The 19,289-nt window shown below is 68.7% G+C and carries 20 protein-coding genes; 5 read left to right on the top strand and 15 right to left on the bottom strand.

Annotation, left to right across the window (positions count from 1 at the left end; translation table 11 throughout):
- Positions 1-104: 104 nt before the first annotated feature.
- Positions 105-659, top strand: coding sequence for a peroxiredoxin (locus tag AB0E78_RS17160; protein WP_361832984.1), 555 nt, complete (start codon positions 105-107; stop codon positions 657-659).
- Positions 660-674: 15 nt separating this feature from the next.
- Positions 675-1,208, top strand: coding sequence for an alkyl hydroperoxide reductase (locus tag AB0E78_RS17155; protein WP_361832982.1), 534 nt, complete (start codon positions 675-677; stop codon positions 1,206-1,208).
- 67 nt (positions 1,209-1,275) lie between these two features.
- On the opposite strand, the gene AB0E78_RS17150 is transcribed toward AB0E78_RS17155, so the two are convergent.
- The 4 genes from AB0E78_RS17150 to AB0E78_RS17135 form a co-directional block, all read right to left on the bottom strand.
- Positions 1,276-2,610, bottom strand: a complete 1,335-nt coding sequence (locus AB0E78_RS17150; protein ID WP_361832980.1) for an AI-2E family transporter — start codon at positions 2,608-2,610, stop codon at positions 1,276-1,278.
- A 125-nt stretch (positions 2,611-2,735) separates the two neighbouring features.
- Positions 2,736-3,476, bottom strand: a complete 741-nt coding sequence (locus tag AB0E78_RS17145) for a lytic transglycosylase domain-containing protein (RefSeq protein WP_361832978.1) — start codon at positions 3,474-3,476, stop codon at positions 2,736-2,738.
- Positions 3,477-3,867: 391 nt separating this feature from the next.
- Complete coding sequence (locus tag AB0E78_RS17140; RefSeq protein ID WP_361832976.1) at positions 3,868-5,190, bottom strand: PhoH family protein; 1,323 nt, start codon at positions 5,188-5,190, stop codon at positions 3,868-3,870.
- 320 nt (positions 5,191-5,510) lie between these two features.
- Complete coding sequence (locus tag AB0E78_RS17135) at positions 5,511-6,272, bottom strand: isoprenyl transferase (RefSeq protein ID WP_361832974.1); 762 nt, start codon at positions 6,270-6,272, stop codon at positions 5,511-5,513.
- 128 nt (positions 6,273-6,400) lie between these two features.
- On the opposite strand from AB0E78_RS17135, the gene mgrA reads away from it, so the two are divergent.
- Positions 6,401-7,438, top strand: a complete 1,038-nt coding sequence (gene mgrA / locus AB0E78_RS17130) for an L-glyceraldehyde 3-phosphate reductase (protein ID WP_361832972.1) — start codon at positions 6,401-6,403, stop codon at positions 7,436-7,438.
- Between the two features lie 33 nt (positions 7,439-7,471).
- Here mgrA and AB0E78_RS17125 read toward each other — a convergent pair whose 3' ends face one another.
- Positions 7,472-8,026: a hypothetical protein gene (locus tag AB0E78_RS17125; protein WP_361832970.1), complete on the bottom strand. Its 555-nt coding sequence runs from the start codon at positions 8,024-8,026 to the stop codon at positions 7,472-7,474.
- Between the two features lie 362 nt (positions 8,027-8,388).
- Between AB0E78_RS17125 and AB0E78_RS17120 the strand changes: the two genes are divergently transcribed.
- Complete coding sequence (locus tag AB0E78_RS17120; RefSeq protein WP_361832968.1) at positions 8,389-8,799, top strand: DUF192 domain-containing protein; 411 nt, start codon at positions 8,389-8,391, stop codon at positions 8,797-8,799.
- A 226-nt stretch (positions 8,800-9,025) separates the two neighbouring features.
- On the opposite strand, the gene AB0E78_RS17115 is transcribed toward AB0E78_RS17120, so the two are convergent.
- A complete protein-coding gene (locus tag AB0E78_RS17115) occupies positions 9,026-9,448 on the bottom strand; it encodes a helix-turn-helix domain-containing protein (RefSeq protein ID WP_361832966.1) in 423 nt (140 codons plus the stop codon).
- Positions 9,449-9,509: 61 nt separating this feature from the next.
- On the opposite strand from AB0E78_RS17115, the gene AB0E78_RS17110 reads away from it, so the two are divergent.
- Positions 9,510-10,679, top strand: a complete 1,170-nt coding sequence (locus AB0E78_RS17110; RefSeq protein ID WP_361832965.1) for a winged helix DNA-binding domain-containing protein — start codon at positions 9,510-9,512, stop codon at positions 10,677-10,679.
- Between the two features lie 41 nt (positions 10,680-10,720).
- On the opposite strand, the gene AB0E78_RS17105 is transcribed toward AB0E78_RS17110, so the two are convergent.
- From AB0E78_RS17105 to AB0E78_RS17065, 9 genes are all read right to left on the bottom strand, one after another.
- Positions 10,721-11,476 (bottom strand): methyltransferase domain-containing protein, encoded by a 756-nt coding sequence (locus AB0E78_RS17105; RefSeq protein ID WP_361832963.1) that lies wholly within the window; start codon positions 11,474-11,476, stop codon positions 10,721-10,723.
- 1,498 nt (positions 11,477-12,974) lie between these two features.
- On the bottom strand, positions 12,975-13,634 hold the full coding sequence (locus AB0E78_RS17100; protein WP_361832961.1) for an OmpA family protein: 660 nt from the start codon (positions 13,632-13,634) through the stop codon (positions 12,975-12,977).
- A gap of 3 nt (positions 13,635-13,637) precedes the next feature.
- Positions 13,638-14,243, bottom strand: coding sequence for a hypothetical protein (locus AB0E78_RS17095; protein WP_361832959.1), 606 nt, complete (start codon positions 14,241-14,243; stop codon positions 13,638-13,640).
- Positions 14,244-14,275: 32 nt separating this feature from the next.
- The gene (locus AB0E78_RS17090) at positions 14,276-14,884 is read right to left on the bottom strand and encodes a pilus assembly protein TadG-related protein (RefSeq protein ID WP_361832957.1); all 609 of its coding nucleotides are present in this window, start codon (positions 14,882-14,884) and stop codon (positions 14,276-14,278) included.
- Entirely contained in the window at positions 14,881-15,099 is a 219-nt protein-coding gene (locus AB0E78_RS17085; protein ID WP_361833829.1) for a hypothetical protein, read from the bottom strand. Before AB0E78_RS17085 ends, AB0E78_RS17090 begins: the two co-directional genes overlap by 4 nt.
- 512 nt (positions 15,100-15,611) lie before the next feature.
- On the bottom strand, positions 15,612-16,487 hold the full coding sequence (locus AB0E78_RS17080; RefSeq protein WP_361833775.1) for a DUF5936 domain-containing protein: 876 nt from the start codon (positions 16,485-16,487) through the stop codon (positions 15,612-15,614).
- Positions 16,488-16,512: 25 nt separating this feature from the next.
- Positions 16,513-17,457 (bottom strand): type II secretion system F family protein, encoded by a 945-nt coding sequence (locus AB0E78_RS17075; protein ID WP_361832955.1) that lies wholly within the window; start codon positions 17,455-17,457, stop codon positions 16,513-16,515.
- On the bottom strand, positions 17,457-18,815 hold the full coding sequence (locus tag AB0E78_RS17070) for a CpaF family protein (RefSeq protein ID WP_361832953.1): 1,359 nt from the start codon (positions 18,813-18,815) through the stop codon (positions 17,457-17,459). The genes AB0E78_RS17075 and AB0E78_RS17070 overlap by 1 nt, the downstream gene beginning before the upstream one ends.
- Before the next feature lie 9 nt (positions 18,816-18,824).
- Positions 18,825-19,154 carry a TadE/TadG family type IV pilus assembly protein gene (locus AB0E78_RS17065; protein WP_361832951.1) on the bottom strand — a complete coding sequence of 110 codons (330 nt, stop codon included), beginning with the start codon at positions 19,152-19,154 and terminating at the stop codon, positions 18,825-18,827.
- Positions 19,155-19,289: the final 135 nt, after the last annotated feature.

The following is a 19,289-nucleotide window of genomic DNA, read 5'->3' as shown; positions in this document are numbered from 1 at the left end:
CAGAGTGTAGCTATTTCCCTAATCAATGCACTCTGTGCCACGATTGACAGCAGTCCAACCCCCTGGAGCCCCTTACCGGGGTTCCTATGCTGCAAGGAGAGTCCGTGCTCACTGTCGGTGACAAGTTCCCCCAGTTCGATCTGACCGCCTGCGTCTCGCTGGAGAAGGGCGCTGAGTTCAAGCAGATCGACCACAAGACCTACGAGGGCAAGTGGAAGATCGTCTTCGCGTGGCCCAAGGACTTCACCTTCGTGTGCCCCACCGAGATCGCCGCCTTCGGCAAGCTGAACGACGAGTTCGCTGACCGCGACGCCCAGATCCTCGGCTTCTCCGGTGACTCCGAGTTCGTGCACCACGCCTGGCGCAAGGACCACCCGGACCTGACGGACCTGCCCTTCCCGATGCTGGCCGACTCGAAGCACGAGCTCATGCGTGACCTCGGCATCGAGGGCGAGGACGGCTTCGCCCAGCGCGCCGTCTTCATCGTCGACCAGAACAACGAGATCCAGTTCACGATGGTGACCGCCGGTTCCGTGGGCCGTAACCCCAAGGAGGTCCTCCGGGTCCTCGACGCGCTGCAGACGGACGAGCTGTGCCCCTGCAACTGGACCCAGGGCGACGAGACCCTCGACCCGGTCGCGCTCCTCTCGGGCGAGTGAACGGAGCTTTCTGACATGGCACTCGACGAACTGAAGTCCGCCGTACCGGACTACGCCAAGGACCTGAAGCTGAACCTCGGCTCGGTCATCGGCAACTCGGACCTGCCCGAGCAGCAGCTCTGGGGCACGGTGCTCGCCTGCGCGATCGCCTCCCGCTCCCCGAAGGTGCTGCGCGAGCTGGAGCCCGAGGCGAAGGCGAACCTCTCCGCCGAGGCGTACACCGCCGCCAAGTCGGCCGCGGCCGTCATGGCGATGAACAACGTCTTCTACCGCACGCGCCACCTCCTCTCGGACCCGGAGTACGGGACCCTGCGGGCGGGCCTGCGGATGAACGTCATCGGCAACCCCGGTGTGGAGAAGGTCGACTTCGAGCTGTGGTCGCTCGCCGTCTCCGCCATCAACGGCTGCGGCCAGTGCCTCGACTCGCACGAGCAGGTGCTCCGCAAGGCCGGTGTGGACCGCGAGACGATCCAGGAGGCCGTCAAGATCGCCGCGGTGATCCAGGCGGTCGGCGTCACGCTGGACTCCGAGGCAGTGCTCTCCGAGTAACCACCTGAGCAACACGAAGGGCCCCGCCGACTCCTGGTCGGCGGGGCCCTTTCGCGTACGAGAAGCGCTACTCGGCCGCGTGTTCCCGCTCCACCGGCGCCACGTCCATCGCCGTCGCGCCCCGCGGCTGCGGAGCCTGCTTCAGGGCGGCCTCGTGTGAGTACGCCCGGAGGTAGCCCACCACCGTGTTGGTGACGGCGACCAGCGGCACCGCGACGACGGCTCCGCCGATCCCGGCGACCAGACCGCCCGCGGCCACCGAGAGCACCACGGCCAGCGGATGCACCCGTACGGCACGGCCGAGGATGAACGGCTGCAGGATGTGCCCCTCGATCTGCTGCACGGCCAGGACCACGACGAGGGTCATCACGCCGGTGAAGACGCCCTGGGTCACCAGACCCACCACGACGGCGAGCGCACCCGAGATGACCGCGCCCACCAGCGGGATGAACGCGAACAGGAAGATGAAGACGGCCAGCGGCACCGCCATCGGCACCCCGAGGAAGTAGATCCCGAGCCCGATGAAGATCGCGTCGATCAGGGCCACTATCACCGTGCCGCGCACATAGGCCGTCAGCGTGCGCCAGGCACGCGGACCCGCGCCCGCGATGCCGGGCCGCGCGGGCGCCGGGACCAGCTTCAGGACCCACTGCCAGATGCGCTTGCCGTCGTACAGGAGGAAGAGCGTCGAGAACATCGCGAGCAGCATGCCCGTCATGGTCTCCACGATCACGGTGACCCCTTCGAGCCCCGCCGACGTCAGTTCCTCCGTGTTCGCCCCGACCGCCTCGCGCAGACTCTTGGCGATGTCGTTGATCTGGTCCTCGGTCACGTGGAACGGGCTGTTCAGCAGCCAGTTGCGCAAGTCGTCGATGCCGCTCTGAAGCTGGCTGGAGAGCGTGTCGGCGTTCTCCATGACCTGCCAGACGACGAACCAGCCGACGAGCCCGATGACGACGAAGCCGAGTACGGCCGTGAGGACGGTCGCAAGCCCCCTGGGCAGACCGAGCCGCCTGAGCCGGGCCACCGTCGGCTGGAGCATCGCGGTGATGAGCAGCGCCGCGACGAAGGCGAAGATGACCAGCTGCACGGCGCTGATGACCTTCATCAACACCCAGAGCGTGCCCGCGAGTACGAGAAGACGCCAGCCGGCCTCGGCCGCGACGCGCATGCCCCACGGCACCGCGTCGACGGGGTCGGGCCTCGCCGCGACGTCCGGCGCGTACGCGGGCGGCGCGGGCACCACGGTCTCCGACCCGTCGGCGTCGTCCGCCGACGACTGCCGTGCGGGCCGGGCGTCGTCCCCGAAGTCGTCGTCCGACTCCGCTCGCCTGCTCCTCCGCTCGCCCATCTCAGACAGTCCGGCTCCCAGTCGGCCGACCCACTCCGGTACTCGCGCCATGATCCGCCCTCTTCCCCCGTCTCTCCCCATCACTCCCTCCTGGAAGTCGCGGGTCCGACCGTACACGGCTGAGACCCCCCACCGAAGGACGGTGAGGGGCCTCAGAAGGTTGAGCGATACGCGGCTCAGTACCAGTTGTTCGCCTGCCAGAAGTCCCAGGCTCCGCACGGGCTTCCGTAGCGGTCGTTCATGTAGCCCAGGCCCCACTTGATCTGCGTGGCGGGGTTCGTCTGCCAGTCGGCTCCGGCCGAGGACATCTTGGAGCCGGGGAGCGCCTGGACGAGGCCGTAGGCGCCCGAAGAGGCGTTGCTGGCCTTGTAGTTCCAGGTGGACTCGTGGTTGACGATGTTGCTGAAGCACTGGAACTGGTCACCGGGGACCATCTGCCGTGCCATCGCCTGAACCTGCGAGACGGAGTACGACGACTGCGGGGAGAAGGACGAGGCGTCGCGCGCGGAGGAACGGCTGGCCTTGACCTCCGCCTTCTCCTCACGCTCCTTCTTGGCTGCCGCCTTCTCGGCGGCCTCCGCCTTCTCCGCGGCCTTCTGCTTCGCGATCGCCGACTCGGCGGCCTGCTTGCGCGCTGCTTCCGCCGCCGACTTCTTCGCGGCCGTGTCCGCAGCCATGGCCTGTGCGTCGGCCTGCTGCGTCAGGGACGCGGTCTGCACCTGGGCCTGCTGACCCGCGGGGATGTCTGCGAGGAGGGTCGCTTCGCTTGCCGTCGCCTCGAAGTCGTTGTCATTCGAGGCGCCCGGGGTGCTGCCCGAGGCGACACCAACAACAGCGCCGACGGTGGTGACCGCGGTGGCGGATGCCACGGCGAATCCCCGGACCGAAATCCGGCTCACACGGTTTCCTTCCAGCATCGCCCGCATAGGTGACCTCGCGGACGCAATCGTGCCCCTGGCGCTGGCCTCCGCTGGTATCTCGGTCACGGGAGGCACGGGCCCGGTGGACAACTCCCGTGACGGGAGAGTCGCGTGGTGCTTCGGGCGGCATGCGACGGCCACTATGAAGTTCTGGTGTTTCCGGGTTGCAGTACCGCTGGGGGTACAGGTGTGTCGCATGCGGGGCCTGACAGGACCCAGACTCTGCCCCAGCCGGATGCCGCAAGGCAATTATCCGTGCCGTGTGAAAGCTCACACCTCGTTTGCCCCCGTAGTTTTTCGGAAAAGGGCGGACGCCATGACGCCGCCCGGCTAAGCTCCTTCGCTCCGCCGGGCGGCGCCAACTACTGCGTAACCAGGGTGAATTGGTTCAGATCTGACCGTCCTCCAGCATTTCGGTCACGAGTGCCGCGATCTGCGAACGCTCGGAGCGGGTGAGCGTGACGTGGGCGAAGAGCGGATGGCCCTTCAGCTTCTCGACGACGGCAACTACCCCGTCGTACCGCCCCACTCGGAGGTTGTCGCGCTGGGCGACGTCATGCGTGAGGACGACTCGGGAGTTTGCCCCGATCCTGGACAGAACGGTCAAAAGGACGTTCCGTTCCAGGGATTGGGCCTCGTCGACGATCACGAACGCGTCGTGCAGCGAGCGCCCGCGGATATGGGTGAGAGGGAGCACTTCGAGCATGCCGCGCGCCGTCACCTCCTCGATGACCGCCTTGCCCGCCACCGAGCCGAGCGTGTCGAAGACCGCCTGGGCCCAAGGACCCATCTTCTCGGCCTCGGTGCCCGGCAGATAGCCGAGCTCCTGCCCGCCCACCGCGTACAGCGGCCGGAAGACCATCACCTTCTGGTGCTGCCGGCGCTCCAGGACCGCCTCGAGCCCCGCACAGAGCGCGAGAGCCGACTTGCCGGTGCCCGCCCTGCCGCCCATCGACAGGATGCCGATGTCCGGATCGAGCAGCAGATCCAGCGCGATGCGCTGCTCCGCACTCCTCCCCTTGATGCCGAAGGCCTCACGATCACCCCGTACGAGACGGACATTGCCCTCGGCCGTGACCCGGCCGAGCGCCTTGCCCCTCTCCGACTGGATGGTGAGGCCCGTGTGGACGGGCAGGTCGGCCGCTTCCGGTACGTACAGGGTCTCTTCCTCGAAGAGGAGGTCCACCTGTTCACCGGAGAGGGTCAGTTCGGACATTCCGGTCCAGCCGGAGTCCGTGATGGCGAGCTCGGCGCGATACTCCTCCGCGAGAAGACCGACCGAGGACGCCTTGATCCTCAGAGGCAGATCCTTCGATACGACGGTGACGTCGTACCCCTCTGCCTGGAGGTTGCGCGCTACGGCGAGAATCCGTGAGTCGTTGTCCCCCAACCGGTAGCCGGCCGGAAGCACGCCGGGATCGGAGTGGTTGAGCTCGACGCGCAGCGTGCCGCCCAGATCGCCGATCGGGATCGGCGCGTCCAGCCGACCGTGCCGGACCCGGCAGTCGTCCAGCAGGCGCAGGGCCTGCCGGGCGAAGTAGCCGAGCTCGGGATGGTGCCGCTTCGCCTCGAGCTCCGTGACCACGACGACGGGCAGCACTACTTCGTGCTCGTCGAAGCGGTACATGGAGTTCGGGTCTGCGAGCAGAACGCTGGTGTCGAGAACATAGGTGCGCCTGTCGGGCATGCGGCGCTTTGTGCTGGTCACCACGGAAGGACGTACCCCCTCGGATGAGGTCGGGGAGCGACGGGAAGGATGCCGGGAGAAGTCCGGACCGGTCTCGGGCCGCAGTGCGCGGGCCGAGCTCCGGCCCTCCACTTCGCCCGTACTCACCGCACGGTCGTCCTGGTGCAAAGGGCCTCCCGGGCGGACGGCCCCATGCCGCCCGCTGAGATACGACATCCGTGAATCGGATGTCGACCTGGAAGGCTTATTCCCTCGAACACGCGCAGCCATGCCAGGGCATATGACGGCGCGTCCGTGAACTCTGGGTTACTCGCGCCTCACCAACGCGGGCACCCGGTGGGGTGTCAGCCGCCGTAGCGCCGGTGCCTGGCCGCGTAATCACGCAGCGCACGCAGGAAATCGACCTTGCGGAAGGCGGGCCAGAAGACTTCACAGAAGTAGTACTCGGAGTGCGCCGACTGCCAGAGCATGAAGCCGGACAGGCGCTGCTCACCACTCGTTCGGATCACCAGGTCGGGGTCCGGCTGGCCGCGTGTGTAGAGGTGCTTGGAGATCAGGTCGACGTCGACGGTCTCGGCGACGTCCTCCAGGCTCGTGCCCTTGTCCGCGTGATCCAGGATCAGCGAGCGGACCGCGTCGGCGATCTCCTGCCGGCCGCCGTACCCGACGGCCACGTTGACCAGTATTCCCTTGTTGCCGTGGGTGGCCTGCTCGGCCTCCTTCAGGACGGCCTGGGTGCGGGAGGGCAGCAGGTCCATCGTGCCCACGTGGTGCACGCGCCAGCGGCCGTCGGCGGCGAGGGAGCGGACGGTGTCCTCGATGATGCCGAGGAGCGGGATGAGCTCCTGCTCGGGGCGGTCGAAGTTGTCCGTCGACAGCATCCAGAGGGTGACGACCTCGACGTCCGTCTCGGCACACCAGCCGAGGAACTCCTCGATCTTGTACGCACCCGCCTGATGGCCCTGTTCGGTGGTCCCGCCGGATGCCTTCGCCCAGCGCCTGTTGCCGTCGAGGATGACCCCGATGTGCTTGGGCACCTGATCGTGGTCGAGGCGGCCTTCCACCCGGCGTGCGTAAAGTCCGTACACCAGGTCGCGCAGGTTCACTTCTGTCAGCCCCTCCAGCAGATGGCAGTCCCCGAAGGCGAAAGCCTACCGCTGCGAGGGCGGGCTTCCGCCCTCGGGTGATGCGGGGCTGATGCCACAAGATCCGGGCCTGAAGTAGCTTCGTACCCATGAACGACACGTCTCTGTACCGAGCGGCAACGGACCGTTACAGCTCCATGGAGTACCGGCGCACGGGCCGCAGCGGCCTGAAGCTGCCCGCCGTCTCCCTCGGCCTGTGGCACAACTTCGGTGACGACAAGTCCCTCGAGAGCCAGCGCGCGATCCTGCGCCGCGCCTTCGACCTGGGCGTCACGCACTTCGACCTGGCGAACAACTACGGCCCGCCGGCCGGTTCGGCCGAGCTCAACTTCGGCAAGCTGTTCGCACAGGATTTCGCCCCGTACCGCGATGAACTGGTCATCTCGACCAAGGCGGGCTACCTCATGCACCCCGGCCCGTACGGCGAGTGGGGTTCGCGCAAGTACCTGCTGTCGTCGCTCGACGCGTCGCTGAAGCGGATGGGCGTCGACTACGTCGACATCTTCTACTCCCACCGCTTCGACCCCGAGACCCCCCTCGAAGAGACGATGGGAGCGCTCGCATCCGCCGTCCAGCAGGGCAAGGCGCTGTACGTGGGCGTCTCCTCCTACAACAGCGAGCAGACCGCCGAAGCGGCGCGCCTGCTGCGGGAGATGGGCGTTCCCGCCCTCATCCACCAGCCGTCGTACTCGATGATCAACCGCTGGACCGAGGACGACGGCCTGCTCGACACCCTTGAGGGCGCGGGCATGGGCTGCATCTCGTTCGTGCCGCTCGCGCAGGGCCTGCTCACGAACAAGTACCTGAAGGGCATCCCGGAGGGTTCGCGTGCCACGCAGGGCAAGTCGCTCGACCCCGACCTCCTGAGCGACGAGGTGCTGCGCCGCCTCAACGGCCTGAACGACATCGCGGCCCGCCGCGACCAGTCGCTCGCGCAGCTGGCGCTCAACTGGGTGCTGCGCGACGAGCGGATGACCTCCGCGCTCATCGGCGCCTCCAGCGTGAAGCAGCTGGAGGAGAACGTGGCGGCGCTGGCCGGTCCGAAGCTGACGGACGAGGAGCTGGCCGAGATCGACACGTACGCGGTGTCCACGCCCGGCACCAACATCTGGGCCGGGCGCGGCTGATGCCGTCCGCTTAGTCCAGGGTGAGGCCGACTGCTAGCCGAGGGTGCGCGGGCGCTTGAACCAGGCTCCCGCGGCACTCTGGCTGAGCAGGATGACCGTGGCGATGGAGCCGAGCAGGCCCAGGAATCCGCCCGGGTTGCCGGAGGCGAGACCGCCGAGCCCGAGGGCGATCTGCACGCTCATCAGGACGATGCAGGTCACGCGTATGCCGTTGCCCGCGTTCTTGAACGCGAAGGCGAAACCGCAGGACACCAGAAGGCAGATGCTCACGCCCATGGCCGCGCCCGCCGTCGCCGCGTCGCCCATGGCCGCGATGCCTATGACTCCGAGCAGGGTCAGTCCGCCGAGGACCCAGAGGACGATCTGCGTGGCGCGGACGACGCCCGGCATCGTCTGCGGGGCCATGGGGCCGTAGCCGTATCCGTAGGCGTGGGCGGGGTCCTGCACGGGACCGCCGTAGGTGGGGAGGCCGGCCTGGGGAGCGCCCTGCGGGTAAGCCTGCGGGGCGCCCTGGGGAGCGCCGGCCTGGGGGTTCGCGTACGGGTTGCCGTGCGGGTTCTCGGGCGGCGAGGGGAATTGATTCGACATGTCCCTGACGATATCCGCAGGCCCCGCTCCGACGATCATGCGGGCACTCCCCGTGATCACGCGGGAGCCCACGGATCCTGCGGACACAAAAAATCGGGCCGGTCCGTGGGGGGGAGACGGACCGGCCCGAGGGGGGGTTTCCACCATAACCCTTCGTAAGTGATGCTGCGTGCATCGGCGGCCCACAACTACTCTCCGAAGTCGCCCGGCGACTGCGCGACGACTGCGCGCCCCTGCTCTCCCACCGGAATTCGGCCCCGGAAGACAGATTTCGGCCCCACCTGGCGGTAGCCCGTTGGAGGGACGGGGTCCAGTGCGCCACCTTGACGCGGCGGGCGGGCGGCCCGCTAGCTTCGGCTCCCATGGCGACGCTGATCCTCCCGACCGGACGGACACTCCCCTTGGAGATCGCGGACTCGGCCCGCGCCCGGCGGCGCGGGCTGCTCGGGCGGGAAGGGGTGACGGGGGCCCTGCTATTGAGCCCGGCATCCAGTGTCCACACCCTGGGGATGCGGTTCACGATCGACGTGGCACACCTGGACCGGGAGCTGCGGGTCCTGTCCATACGGACGATGCGGCCGGGGCGGATCGGGCGGCCCCGGCTGCGGGCCAGGCACGTCCTGGAGGCGGAGGCCGGGGCGCTGGAGCGGTGGGGCGTGCGCCGGGGTACGCGGGTCGTGGTGCGGTCCGGTGACACAGGGGAGCCTCGCGACGGTCCCAAGCGCGGCGGTCGTACAGGACCCGGCGATGTCCAGGAGTCCGGCGGGGAGTGAGGGGCGCGCGGGCCGCGCAGCCCCCTCCGCCGCGCGGCACCGCACACGTGGCTTTGCTCACGCGAATTCGCCTTGGTCTGAACTTACGTGATTCCAGCGGCCGGATCGAGCCAGTCCGGATAACGATGCGGAATCAACGCAAGCTGTTTCGGGATCACTTGGGCGTCGTTCGGGATCACTTGGCTAACGATCGAAGCGGCAGGCAACCATGGGCCCCGCTTTCCCGTCAGGCGGCCTCGCCATGCTTGCCGTCCTTCTTGCCGTCCTTCTTGCCCTCCCGGTTGGCCACCAGCTGACGCATGTGCGCGTCGCCCCATACGCCCAGCGGGATCAGCGCCTCGTTCAGGGACAGGCCGAGGGGGGTCAGCGAGTACTCGACCTTCGGCGGCACCTCGCGATACACCTCGCGGTGCACGATGCCGTCGGACTCCAGCTCGCGCAGCTGCTGGATGAGCACCTTCTCGCTGATCCCGGTGATGTGCCGCCGCAGCTCGCCGAAGCGCAGGGTCGCGCCCGCGTACAGCGCCCAGAGGATCATCGGCTTCCACTTGCCGCCGACGACGTCCACGGCGGCGTCGAGGCCGCACGCGTACAGCGGCCTGGTCTCTTTGCCGCTCTCCGAATTGCCCTCCGCGCCGCTCTTCGGCATGGTCCACTCCTCGTGTCGGCAGAGCCACTTCCCCGCTCGACAGTACCGAAGGAGACCACCGATGAGCGCCCCTCCCACTGTCACGTGGAGTGCCGCCAACGCCCGGCGCATGGAGCGGCAGTTCCTGCTGACTACGGCGAAGCCGGGCCAGGCGGGACCCGGCGAGGTCGTCGACGCGATGCTCGCCGCGCAGGCGCAGGTGCTGTCCGCCGCCGAGCTGTCCGTAGGGCTGCGGATGGACGGGGCGACCCGGCAGGACGTGCGCGACGCGCTCTGGGGCGAGGAGCCGAGCCTGGTCAAGACGAACGGCCCGCGCGGCACGATCCACCTCCTCCCGTACGCGCAACTCCCCCTCAGGACGGCCGCGTTGCCCGCCGTGCCATCCGGTCCGAGCTCCTTCAAGCCCGAGGCACGGGTGACGCCCGCCCAGGCGGAGGAGATCGTCACGGCCATCGGCGAGGCGCTGGACGGCGTCCGGCTGACCATCGACGAGCTGAGCGAGGCGGTGGTGGCACGCACCGGGCCGTGGGCCGGCGACCTGGTGATGCCCGCGTTCCAGGGGATGTGGCCGCGCTGGCGGCAGGTCATGCATCTGGCGGGCCAGCGCGGCGCGTTGTGCTTCGCACCGGACCGGGGCCGCAAGGTGACGTACACGCGCCCGCAGGAATTCGGGGAGCCGATGGGGGCCGAGGAGGCGACGCGGCAACTGGTGCGGCGCTTCCTGTACGCGTACGGCCCCGCGACGTCGCACGAGTATGCCAAGTGGCTGGCGGGCCCGCCAGGTTGGGCATCCACGCTCTTCGCCTCCCTCTCCTCCGCCGGGGAGATCGAGGCGGTCGACATGGAGGGTGAAGCGGCGTCGTGGGTGGTGGCGGGCGACACGGAGTTCCCCGCCCAACCGGCGCAGGGGGTGCGCCTCCTCCCCTACTTCGACGCGTACGTCATCGCCTCGCACCCCCGCGCCCGCCTCTTCCCGGGCCGCGCCTACGAGCGCGCGCTCAACCGGGGCCAGGCGGGCAACTTCCCCGTACTGCTGGTCGACGGAGTCGCGGCGGGCGTCTGGCACCAGCGGCGCTCGGGCCGCCGGGTGACGGTGACGGTCGAGCCGCTGGACCGCTTGAGTGCCCGCCAGGAGCGGGGGCTCGCGGTGGAGGTCGAGCGGGTGGGCGAGGTGCTCGAGGCCAGGCCGGAGCTGGTGGTGGGGACGGTGGGGGTGGGGCCGCACGCGTAGGGGCCCGCCCCTTGGCTGAGGCCTCGGCCCGCGCCTCTCGGTTACGGCTTGCGCAGCTCGAAGAGGTGGCGGGTGCTGTGGGCGACGAAGGGTCCGTCGGCCTGGATCCGCTCGTGCAGCTCCCGCAGCCGCGGCCGGTACTTCTCCACGGAGAAGTCCGGCACCATCCAGATGACCTTCCGCAGGAAGTGGACGACGGCGCCGACGTCGAAGAACTCCATCCGCAGCCGCTCGACCCGCAGATCGACGACCTCAAGACCCGCCGCCTCGGCCTCCGCGCGCTCCTGGTCGGGGTGGCGCGCGTGCCTGGACTCCGCCGGCTGCGGACCGAGGAAGTACTCCACGACCTCGAAGACGCTGGAGGGCCCGACGTGCTGGGCGAAGTACGTGCCGCCGGGACGCAGCACGCGGGCGATCTCGTCGAAGTCGGCCTTCACCGGATGCCTGCTGGTGACCAGGTCGAAGCCTTCCGCCGCGAACGGCAGCGGCGCGTCCTCGGGCGAGGCCACGACGACCGCGCCCCGCGGATGCAGCAGGGCGGTGGCCTTGGCGACGTTGGGCGGCCATCCCTCCGTGGCGACGGCGAGCGGCGGCAGGGTGGGCGCGGAGGCGAGGACTTCGCCGCCGCCGGTCTGGATGTCGAGGGAGGCGGTGGCGTGACCGAGCCGCTCCCCCATGGCGTGGGCGTACCGCCAGGAGGGCCGCTGCTCGGTGGCCCGCCCCTCGAACCAGGAGAAGTCCCAGCCCTCGGTCGGGGCCGACTCCGCTTCCGCCACAAGTGCGTCGAAACTGCTCATGGATCGATCTTCGCATTGCGCAGGGCCCCCCTTCCCGCCGACGCCGCGGTGCCGCAAGGGGACTGCGGAATGGGCTGAGGGAGCGGAGTTGGCGCCTACGGTGGCCGCCATGAGCGATGTCGATGACGACCTTGTACGGCTGCGTCCCTCCGGCGAGGAAGACCCGGAGCTGCTCGAACGTTCCTCACCGACCCGGTGGCCTGCGGGGGGTTCCAGTGGCAGGGCTGGCGGGCTCCCCGCGCCTTCCGGCGGCGCTACGACGCGGACGAGATGCTCAGCGACGACAAGGGCCTGCTGATGGTCGCCGCCGGCAGCGAGACCCTCGGGTTCGTCTCGTGGCGCAAGGTCGTGCTCTTCCGCACCTCGTACTACTGGAACGTCGGCATCGGCACGCGTTTTCCCCGGGGCGGGCACCGGCCTCGTCAAGCGTCAGCCGACCGGATCACGCCGTGCGCCCCCCGTTGTCTGGGTGCGGGTGGGGGCTGCAGGGAATTCCCACTCCGTGGCGGTAGGCAGAGGCCAGTTCCGGGACTTTCTTGCAGTTGGCGAGGCGCACCTACTTTCGCGAAGGCGCGTTCTTGCAGTCGAGGGGCGCACGCGCTTCTCAACGCGCCTTCTCCGAAATAGGTGCCAGACCCCCCACCCCCACGACGCCCCCCGGCGTGCAGGAGCCGCCGCCCGTCGCAGTCACATGATGCTGCCGCCGCCGCTTCAGCTGGGCCAGCCACCAGCCCCTGACGGTTGGGGTCTTGTCTGCGCCCTCGCTTGGCCCAGTCGCTCGGGAGGGGTGGGGCGCCTTCCGTCTCCGCACACGTACGACGGGGCCACCACCACAAGCCCCCTTCGCCTAGGGCGGTATGCGCCAGCGCTGACGTCCCGGCGCCGACGCTGGTGGTGCAGAGCTCGAAGCCCCGTGTTGATGATCGCCCCATTACCGGTTACGTCATGCGTGGCGTTCGCTCGTATGGGCCGGTCTGCGGGCACTTGATGAGACCGGGGTCCACCCCTGGGGAGGCCGCGTGCCCCTGTCCCGTGGCAGCCACCCGGGAAGATCCGGTCGGTAGTCGCTTGACGAGACCGGTGCCGTCCCCAAGCAATCGCGCTCCCCTCACCGCGTGACGGCCACCCCGGGAGATCCAGTCCGCTGACGCTTGACGAGACCGGTGCCCGGCCCCGGGGCGATCGCGCACCGGCGCCTCACCGCGTGACGGCCACCCCGGGAGATCCGGTTCGCAGTCGGCAGCGAAAGCGAGTCGTCCCACGGGAGTGGTCGAGAGTCCCGCCCCTTGGGCCGTCCGGTCGTCTTCCCTCGCGTGGTGGAGGGGCGGGTGTCAAGGGTGGAGCGCAGCGGAATCGGCGCAGCCGACGCGACGGAGGAGCGCCCTTGACTCCCGGTCCGGAACCACCAACCTCGGGACAACCGGGCGGCCCCGGTCACCACCCCGACACAGGCCCCGCAAAGCCACCGCCTGAAGTGGCGGCCACCAGGAGCAGCAGGTCAGTCCTGGCTTCCGGATGGCGCCGTCCCCGTATCCGCCCCGGCGCCACGCGGGAACGTGACCTCGACTCGACGGTTCTTCTTGCGGCCCTGCTCGGAGGTGTTGTCCGCGATCGGATAGTCCTCGCTGTAGCCGCGTACGGAGTACGTGACCTCGGGTCCCAGGTAGCTCGCCAGCTTGTCGTGCACCGCTTCCGCGCGCTTGCGGGACAGCGCCTTGCCGTGGCTGTAGGAGCCGAGGTTGTCCGTGAAGCCGAACACCCTGACGGTCGTCGCCTTCTGGGCCTTCGCCTCTTCCGCGATCGCCTTGATACGGGCGTTCGCCTCGGGATTCAGCGTGTTGCTGTCCTTGGGGAAGAGGACCTCGGCCTGCAGCGCGAACTTCACGTCCGTGTTGGTGTCCTCGCGGCGCTCCTCACCGCCGAGGTCCTCGACCACGGACTTGATGTCCAGGACCTTCGCCGGGGCCAGGGTCGCTCCATCGGCCAGCTTCAGCCCGGGGCTGTTGGAGTCGACCTCCGGGGGTGGGGATGTGGTGCTGCTGCCTGGAGGTGCGCTCGGGTCGTCGTCGTCCGCGAAGGCGGGGGTGCCGCTCAGGAAGACCAGTGCCGTGAGGGTGACGGTGGCTGTGGCGAGGGTGCGTGATCGTGGGTGGCCCATGGGTCACTCACTCTCGGAGATCTCGATGGAGGCGGGGGGCATGTTGCCGACCTGGAACTCGACCTTGGAGGTCCCCTCCGGCGGCGACGGGAACTGTGCGTACCAGTCGGCGGTGTCCCCCGACCTGACGCCGCCCACGAACCGCGTGCACAGGCAACGGCCGCCCGTATCGCGGAGGATGAGGTACTTCTTCTTCCCCGCCTTGTCCACCAGGCTTGCACCAGCGACGGACGACGCGTTCTTCCCCAACTCCCGCTCGTCACCGCGCCAGTCGGCAGCCACCCACAGCCGTGAACCGTTGTTGGTCACCCGGCCGGAGACAGTGACGAAGCCTCCTTCATCACGGACCGCAGACGTGACGACGAGGGAGATGTCGTCTTGCTTGGACTCAGCCAGGACCTTGTCCTGCGCCGGGGGTTGATTGCCCTTGTCCTTCTCATCTTCACCGCCCTTGTCCTGGGCTGACGAAGAGGGTGAACTCTTCTCCGAATCGGACTTGTCGCCCCCGTCCCCGCCTCCCCCACAGCCGGCCACCGTGAGGACCAGCCCAGTCGTGATCGCCACAGCGGTCATTGCCCTGCGGGCCTTCATGGTGCGCCGGATCTTCATTGCTGAGAATTCCTTCTCTCGTCGATCACTTGTCAGTCGGCCAGGTGTACGGAGAAGAGGACGGAGGCATCCGGTAGATCATCTACATCGAAGTCTTCCGGATCGATCTCGAATGAGCCGCCTTCTTCGCAGTCGAACTCCACGACCTTCTCCGGATCGGATGACGGAGCGACCTCGCAACGAGGCTTGATAATGGCAGTGGCCTCAGCATTCGCATGCTTTGACTCCGTGCCCGGAATGATCGAGTCTCCAACGGTGTAGTTGGTCTCGATCTTTACTCGGTAGCCCGGATAGCCGTTCACCTCGTCCGGGCCGAACCCGGTCACGTGCGCGTCATTTTCGGCGGCCAGCGCATCAGCCGCCCCTTGAGCCCCAGCACCGGTGAACTTGTCGCCGTCGAGCCAGTCGAGCCATTCGTCGCCGTCACCGATGGCAAGGCCCAGGCCCTCCACCAGCTCATCCCTGGAGTCCTGCGCAGCCGCCAAGGCCGCTGCGTCAGCAGCTGATTGGGCTCCGTTACGGGCTGACGCAGCTTGGGCGAACGCAAAGAAGGCGAACGCGACGAAGAGCAGAATCCCCGTCATCCAGATGTAGATGGGAAGAGTCTGCCCTCGGTCGTCGCGCCATTCCTTGGCGATCAACCGCCGACGACGGATGCCACCGCTTCGCCGATCGCCCCGGAGATCTGACCGTCCAGCCCAAGACCGTCGATCAACGTAAAGATCCCCGCAATAAGAATCATCAACCCCGCATACTCCACAAACCCAGCCCCCGCATCCCGCTCCCTCCCCCGAACCCGGGAAGAAACGTTCACGGTCCAGTCGACCCAGACTCCGAGTACGCGATCTTTCAGCACGACGGCCCCTTCTCTCCCACCCGATACACGCACTGCTGGCGCAGCCAATTCCGACGTCGCTGTCGTCATAGGCAACGTACGCGAGATCATGTGACCCATCAGCCACTCTCCGCAACCAATACCGTTTGAGACGCGGAAGTTGGCGAGTTCCCTTCCCCGGCTGCGAGGTCATCACGCACCCCGGAGGCAGGTCGTGGAGATCCGCGACCGGCCGGTCGGTGGTTCCATGCGTTTCACCATGCGTTTCACGACGTCCCCTTCCGCGAATCCCGTGAACTCACCTTTTGCAAAGGCCGCTTGGGGGAGTGGACCCCGGCAGGGGCCACCCCCGGAGTTACCGCAACCTTCCCGCCCTCCGGGCGACTGTCCCACATCTGGTTGCAGCCGCGAAGAGGTTTCGCGGAGTGGCTTGATACCGGCTCCCGCCGCCAGGCGCACCGCGCACCGCACCGCACCGCCCATCGCACCGCACCGCCCACCCCACCCCTCACCACCCCTCACCACCCCCTCACTCACTTCCCCAGGATCGAGCCGAAGTCGGAACCCGAACCCAGGAACATCCCCGCCGCGATCAGAATCATCGTGGCCGGAAGCATGAAGACCAGCGTCACCATGGTCGCCTTGGGGATCGTCTTCGCCGCCCTGCGGCGGGAGTTCTGGGCGTCCGTGCGGCGCATGTCCGTGGCCAGTTGGATGAGCGTGTCCGCGATGGGGGAGCCCAGCTCCTCGCCTTGTTGCAGTGCCGAGACGAACTGCGAGACCTGCTCCGAGGCGTTCCTGCGGCGCAGCTCGTCGAAGGCCTGGCGGCGGCTCACGCCCATGTCCATCTGGCGCAGGGTGATGCGCAGTTCGTCCGCCCAGGGGCCCTCGTAGCGCTCCGCGACGCGGTCCAGCGCCTGGCGGAAGCCGAGGCCCGCCGACACCACCACCGCCAGTACGTCGAGGAAGTCCGGCAGCGTGCGGTCGATGACCTCGCGCCGTTCCCGTATCGCCTGCCAGATCAGCGCGTCCGCCGCCGTCACGCCGAAGGCGAAGGTGAGCAGACCGAAGAGCGAGGAGCCGTTCGTGAAGAAGATCAGGCCCATGAGCAGGCCGAAGATGCCGTAGACCGCCCGTCGCGCCGCATAGCGGTCGATCGTCAGGCCGCCCGGGTTGCCCGCCATGTCTATCTTGCGGCGCTTGGCGTCCACCCGTTTCGGGCCCATCAGGCGCAGGACGTAGGGGGCGAAGCGGATGCCCAGGCGGTCCACCGCCGAGCCCGCCGTGGAGACGCGCGTGGCGCCGACCTCCAGGGCTATCGCCAGGTCCGAGGGGAGTTTCGCCTCCGCCCGGTACATGCGGATGCCCTGGCAGACCCCCGCCACCGCGAGGCCCATCACGGCCGCCATCGCCAGACCGAACACGTCCCGCTCCCTACACTTCGATCTTGCCGAGGCGCCTGATCACGAAGAAGCCCACGGCGTACAGGCCCAGCGCGATCAGGATCAGCGTCTGGCCCATCGGTGAACCTGTCACGCGGGCCAGCGCCCCCTCGTTGGAGGAGTTGATGAGCAGCAGCGAGCCGAGTCCCAGGAGCGGCACCGTGAACGCCGTCGCGTGGACTTCCGAGAGCATGGTGCGCACCTCCCGGCGGGTCTCCTTGCGGTCCTCCAGGGTCTGCGTGAGGTTTCTAAGGGAGTTCACCACCGAACCGCCCGCCTTGTTGGAGAGGACCAGGGTCGTGACGAGCACTATGAGTTCGCGCGACGGCAGGCGTGCCGCCAGTTCGCCCAGCGTGTCGTCGATCGATCTGCCCAGCGTCAACTGGTCGGCCACCATGGACAGTTCCTCGCCCGCCGGGGCCTCCAGCTCCTCCGCCGCCATCGCCAGTGACGTACGCAGCGCCAGGCCGGCCGCCGTCGCGTTCGCCAGGATGCGTGCCACGTCGGGGAGTTGGTTGATGAAGGCCTCGATGCGCTTCTGGCGTTGCCAGTTGAGGAACACCACCGCGCTCCAGACCGCCACGATGCCCGCGATCGGGCCGAAGAAGGGGGCCAGGGTGGCCGCCGCCATCAGCCAGAGCGCGGCGACGACCGCCACGACGTAGACGAAGAACTCGCCTGCCGTCAGGTCGAGTCCCGTCGCCGACAGGCGCAGGTGGATGGCGCGGCCGAGGCGGGTGCGGCGCAGGCGGCGGTCCACGGACGAGAAGCGCCGGCCGCGACCGCCGGTGTCGCCCGTGCCGGGGCCGATCGACAGACGGTCGACCAGCGCCTGGCGCTGGGCACGGCCCGACGCGTACGCCTGGATTCCCGCGACGGCGAGCGTGCCGGTCAGGATCGTGGCGCCGAGGGCCAGGAGGGCGGCCTGGTTCTCCATCAGCCCATCGCCTCTCTCGTGTTCAGTACGTCGATGGCCTGGGCCACGCCGAAGCCGGGCGGCACCGGTTCGCCCGCCACGTACAGCCGGTCGGCGACGGAGCGCGGCAGCGGCAGGTGCTCGAAGTAACCGTGCACGCGGCGGTCCAGGCCGCCGCTGCCCGGCTGGTGCGGCACGAAGCGGGTCGCCGGGGCGATGCGGAACTGTTCGCGGCCGTGCGAGACGAGCAGGACGATCTCGGCGATCTTGCGGGAGCCGTCCGCGTGCCGGGCGAGCTGGACGACCACGTCGACCGCCGAGTTGATCTGGTCCTTCAGTGCCTCGAAGGGGATCTGGACCTCCGACATCGAGCCGAGGGTCTGCAGGCGCATCAGGGCGTCCTCCGCCGTGTTCGCGTGGACCGTGGCGAGGGAGCCGTCGTGGCCCGTCGACATGGCTTGCAGCATGTCGAGCGTTTCGCCGCCTCGGACCTCACCGACGATGATGCGGTCGGGGCGCATACGGAGGCTGTTGCGGACCAGGTCGCGGATGGTGATCTGGCCCTTGCCCTCGACGTTCGGGGGGCGGGATTCGAGGCGGATCACGTGGTCCTGCTGGAGTTGCAGTTCCGCCGAGTCCTCGATGGTGATGATGCGTTCGTGGGACGGGAGGAGGCCGGAGAGCGCGTTGAGGAGCGTCGTCTTTCCGGAGCCCGTGCCGCCGCTGACGATGATGTTGAAGCGGGCGCGCACGAAGGCGGAGAGCAGGAGCAGCATGTGCTCGTCGAGCGAGCCGAGGCCGATGAGCTCGTGCAGCGTGTACGCGCGGGGGAAGCGGCGAATGGTGAGGGTCGGGCCGGTGAGGGCCAGGGGCGGGATGATCACGTTGACTCGCTCGCCGGTGGGGAGGCGGGCGTCGACCATCGGGTTCGACTCGTCGACGCGGCGGTTGACCGTGGAGACGATGCGTTCGATGGTCTGCATGAGCTGGTCGTTCGAGGCGAAGCGGAGGGGGAGCTGTTCGACGCGTCCCGCCCGCTCCACGAAGATCGAGTCCGGGCCGTTCACCATGATTTCCGTGATGGAGGCATCGGCGAGGAGCGGTTCGAGTACGCCGAGTCCGAGGGCCTCGTCCACCACGCGGCGGATGAGCTGGGAGCGCTCGGAGGTCGAGAGGACGGGGCCTTCGCGGCTGATGATGTGGCCCATGACGCGTTCGAGGCGGACGCGGCGGTCGGCCGCCGTCAGGGACGACATCTCGGCGAGGTCGATCTCTTCCAGGAGCTTGGAGCGGTAGACGGCCACGAGGCTGTCGTCGCGGCTGGGGCCGCTGTCCTTGCCGTGGTCGTGCGCGGTCGCCACGCGGTCGCGGAGGCTCATCTGCTTCTCTCAGCTCCCCTCTTCGTCTTCGTCGTTGGGCATCGTGGCCGACTTCGTGACGGACCAGCCGGCGTCCACGAAGGGCAGGAGCGTGGGGACCTGGACGGTGACGTCCGCCGTCGTCGTGGCGCCGCCGCCGCTGATGGCGACCTGGGCGTCGAGGCTGCCGTCCATCGCCGCCATGCCCGCGGCCTCGCCACCCTCGCCCTGTGAGGCGACGCGGGCCGCCGCACGGGCGCCTGATCCCGCCTGGTTGACGGCGTAGCCGACGAGGCCCAGCTGGATGGTGGCCAGGCCGATGAGGAGCAGGATGGGGAGGAAGCCGGCGAACTCCAGCATGGATACGCCTCGGTCGTCGAAGGCGTGCTTCCTGTGTGGACCCTGCCGCCTGTTCGGACCTCGAGGGCGACGGGGACGATCCAGCCCGTCCGGCGTTTGAGGACGAACTCGGCGGAGCCGGTGATCGACGGTGGG

The sequence above is a fragment of the Streptomyces sp. NPDC032198 genome (genome assembly GCF_040636975.1).
Lineage (GTDB): Bacteria > Actinomycetota > Actinomycetes > Streptomycetales > Streptomycetaceae > Streptomyces.
The sequence above is the reverse complement of the archived record's forward strand: the minus strand, read 5'-3'. Positions and strand labels throughout refer to the sequence as shown.

Bases quoted from the DNA above. Each gene is read 5' to 3' on its own strand.
- AB0E78_RS17065 (WP_361832951.1), bottom strand. From the start codon at position 19,154: ATGCTGGAGTTCGCCGGCTTCCTCCCCATCCTGCTCCTCATCGGCCTG.
- AB0E78_RS17120 (WP_361832968.1), top strand. From the start codon at position 8,389: ATGGCGACGCTGATCCTCCCGACCGGACGGACACTCCCCTTGGAGATC.
- AB0E78_RS17070 (WP_361832953.1), bottom strand. From the start codon at position 18,815: ATGAGCCTCCGCGACCGCGTGGCGACCGCGCACGACCACGGCAAGGAC.
- AB0E78_RS17125 (WP_361832970.1), bottom strand. From the start codon at position 8,026: ATGTCGAATCAATTCCCCTCGCCGCCCGAGAACCCGCACGGCAACCCG.
- AB0E78_RS17105 (WP_361832963.1), bottom strand. From the start codon at position 11,476: ATGAGCAGTTTCGACGCACTTGTGGCGGAAGCGGAGTCGGCCCCGACC.
- AB0E78_RS17150 (WP_361832980.1), bottom strand. From the start codon at position 2,610: ATGGCGCGAGTACCGGAGTGGGTCGGCCGACTGGGAGCCGGACTGTCT.
- mgrA (WP_361832972.1), top strand. From the start codon at position 6,401: ATGAACGACACGTCTCTGTACCGAGCGGCAACGGACCGTTACAGCTCC.
- AB0E78_RS17075 (WP_361832955.1), bottom strand. From the start codon at position 17,457: ATGGAGAACCAGGCCGCCCTCCTGGCCCTCGGCGCCACGATCCTGACC.
- AB0E78_RS17115 (WP_361832966.1), bottom strand. From the start codon at position 9,448: ATGCCGAAGAGCGGCGCGGAGGGCAATTCGGAGAGCGGCAAAGAGACC.
- AB0E78_RS17080 (WP_361833775.1), bottom strand. From the start codon at position 16,487: ATGGCGGCCGTGATGGGCCTCGCGGTGGCGGGGGTCTGCCAGGGCATC.
- AB0E78_RS17145 (WP_361832978.1), bottom strand. From the start codon at position 3,476: ATGCTGGAAGGAAACCGTGTGAGCCGGATTTCGGTCCGGGGATTCGCC.
- AB0E78_RS17095 (WP_361832959.1), bottom strand. From the start codon at position 14,243: ATGAAGATCCGGCGCACCATGAAGGCCCGCAGGGCAATGACCGCTGTG.
- AB0E78_RS17100 (WP_361832961.1), bottom strand. From the start codon at position 13,634: ATGGGCCACCCACGATCACGCACCCTCGCCACAGCCACCGTCACCCTC.
- AB0E78_RS17155 (WP_361832982.1), top strand. From the start codon at position 675: ATGGCACTCGACGAACTGAAGTCCGCCGTACCGGACTACGCCAAGGAC.
- AB0E78_RS17110 (WP_361832965.1), top strand. From the start codon at position 9,510: ATGAGCGCCCCTCCCACTGTCACGTGGAGTGCCGCCAACGCCCGGCGC.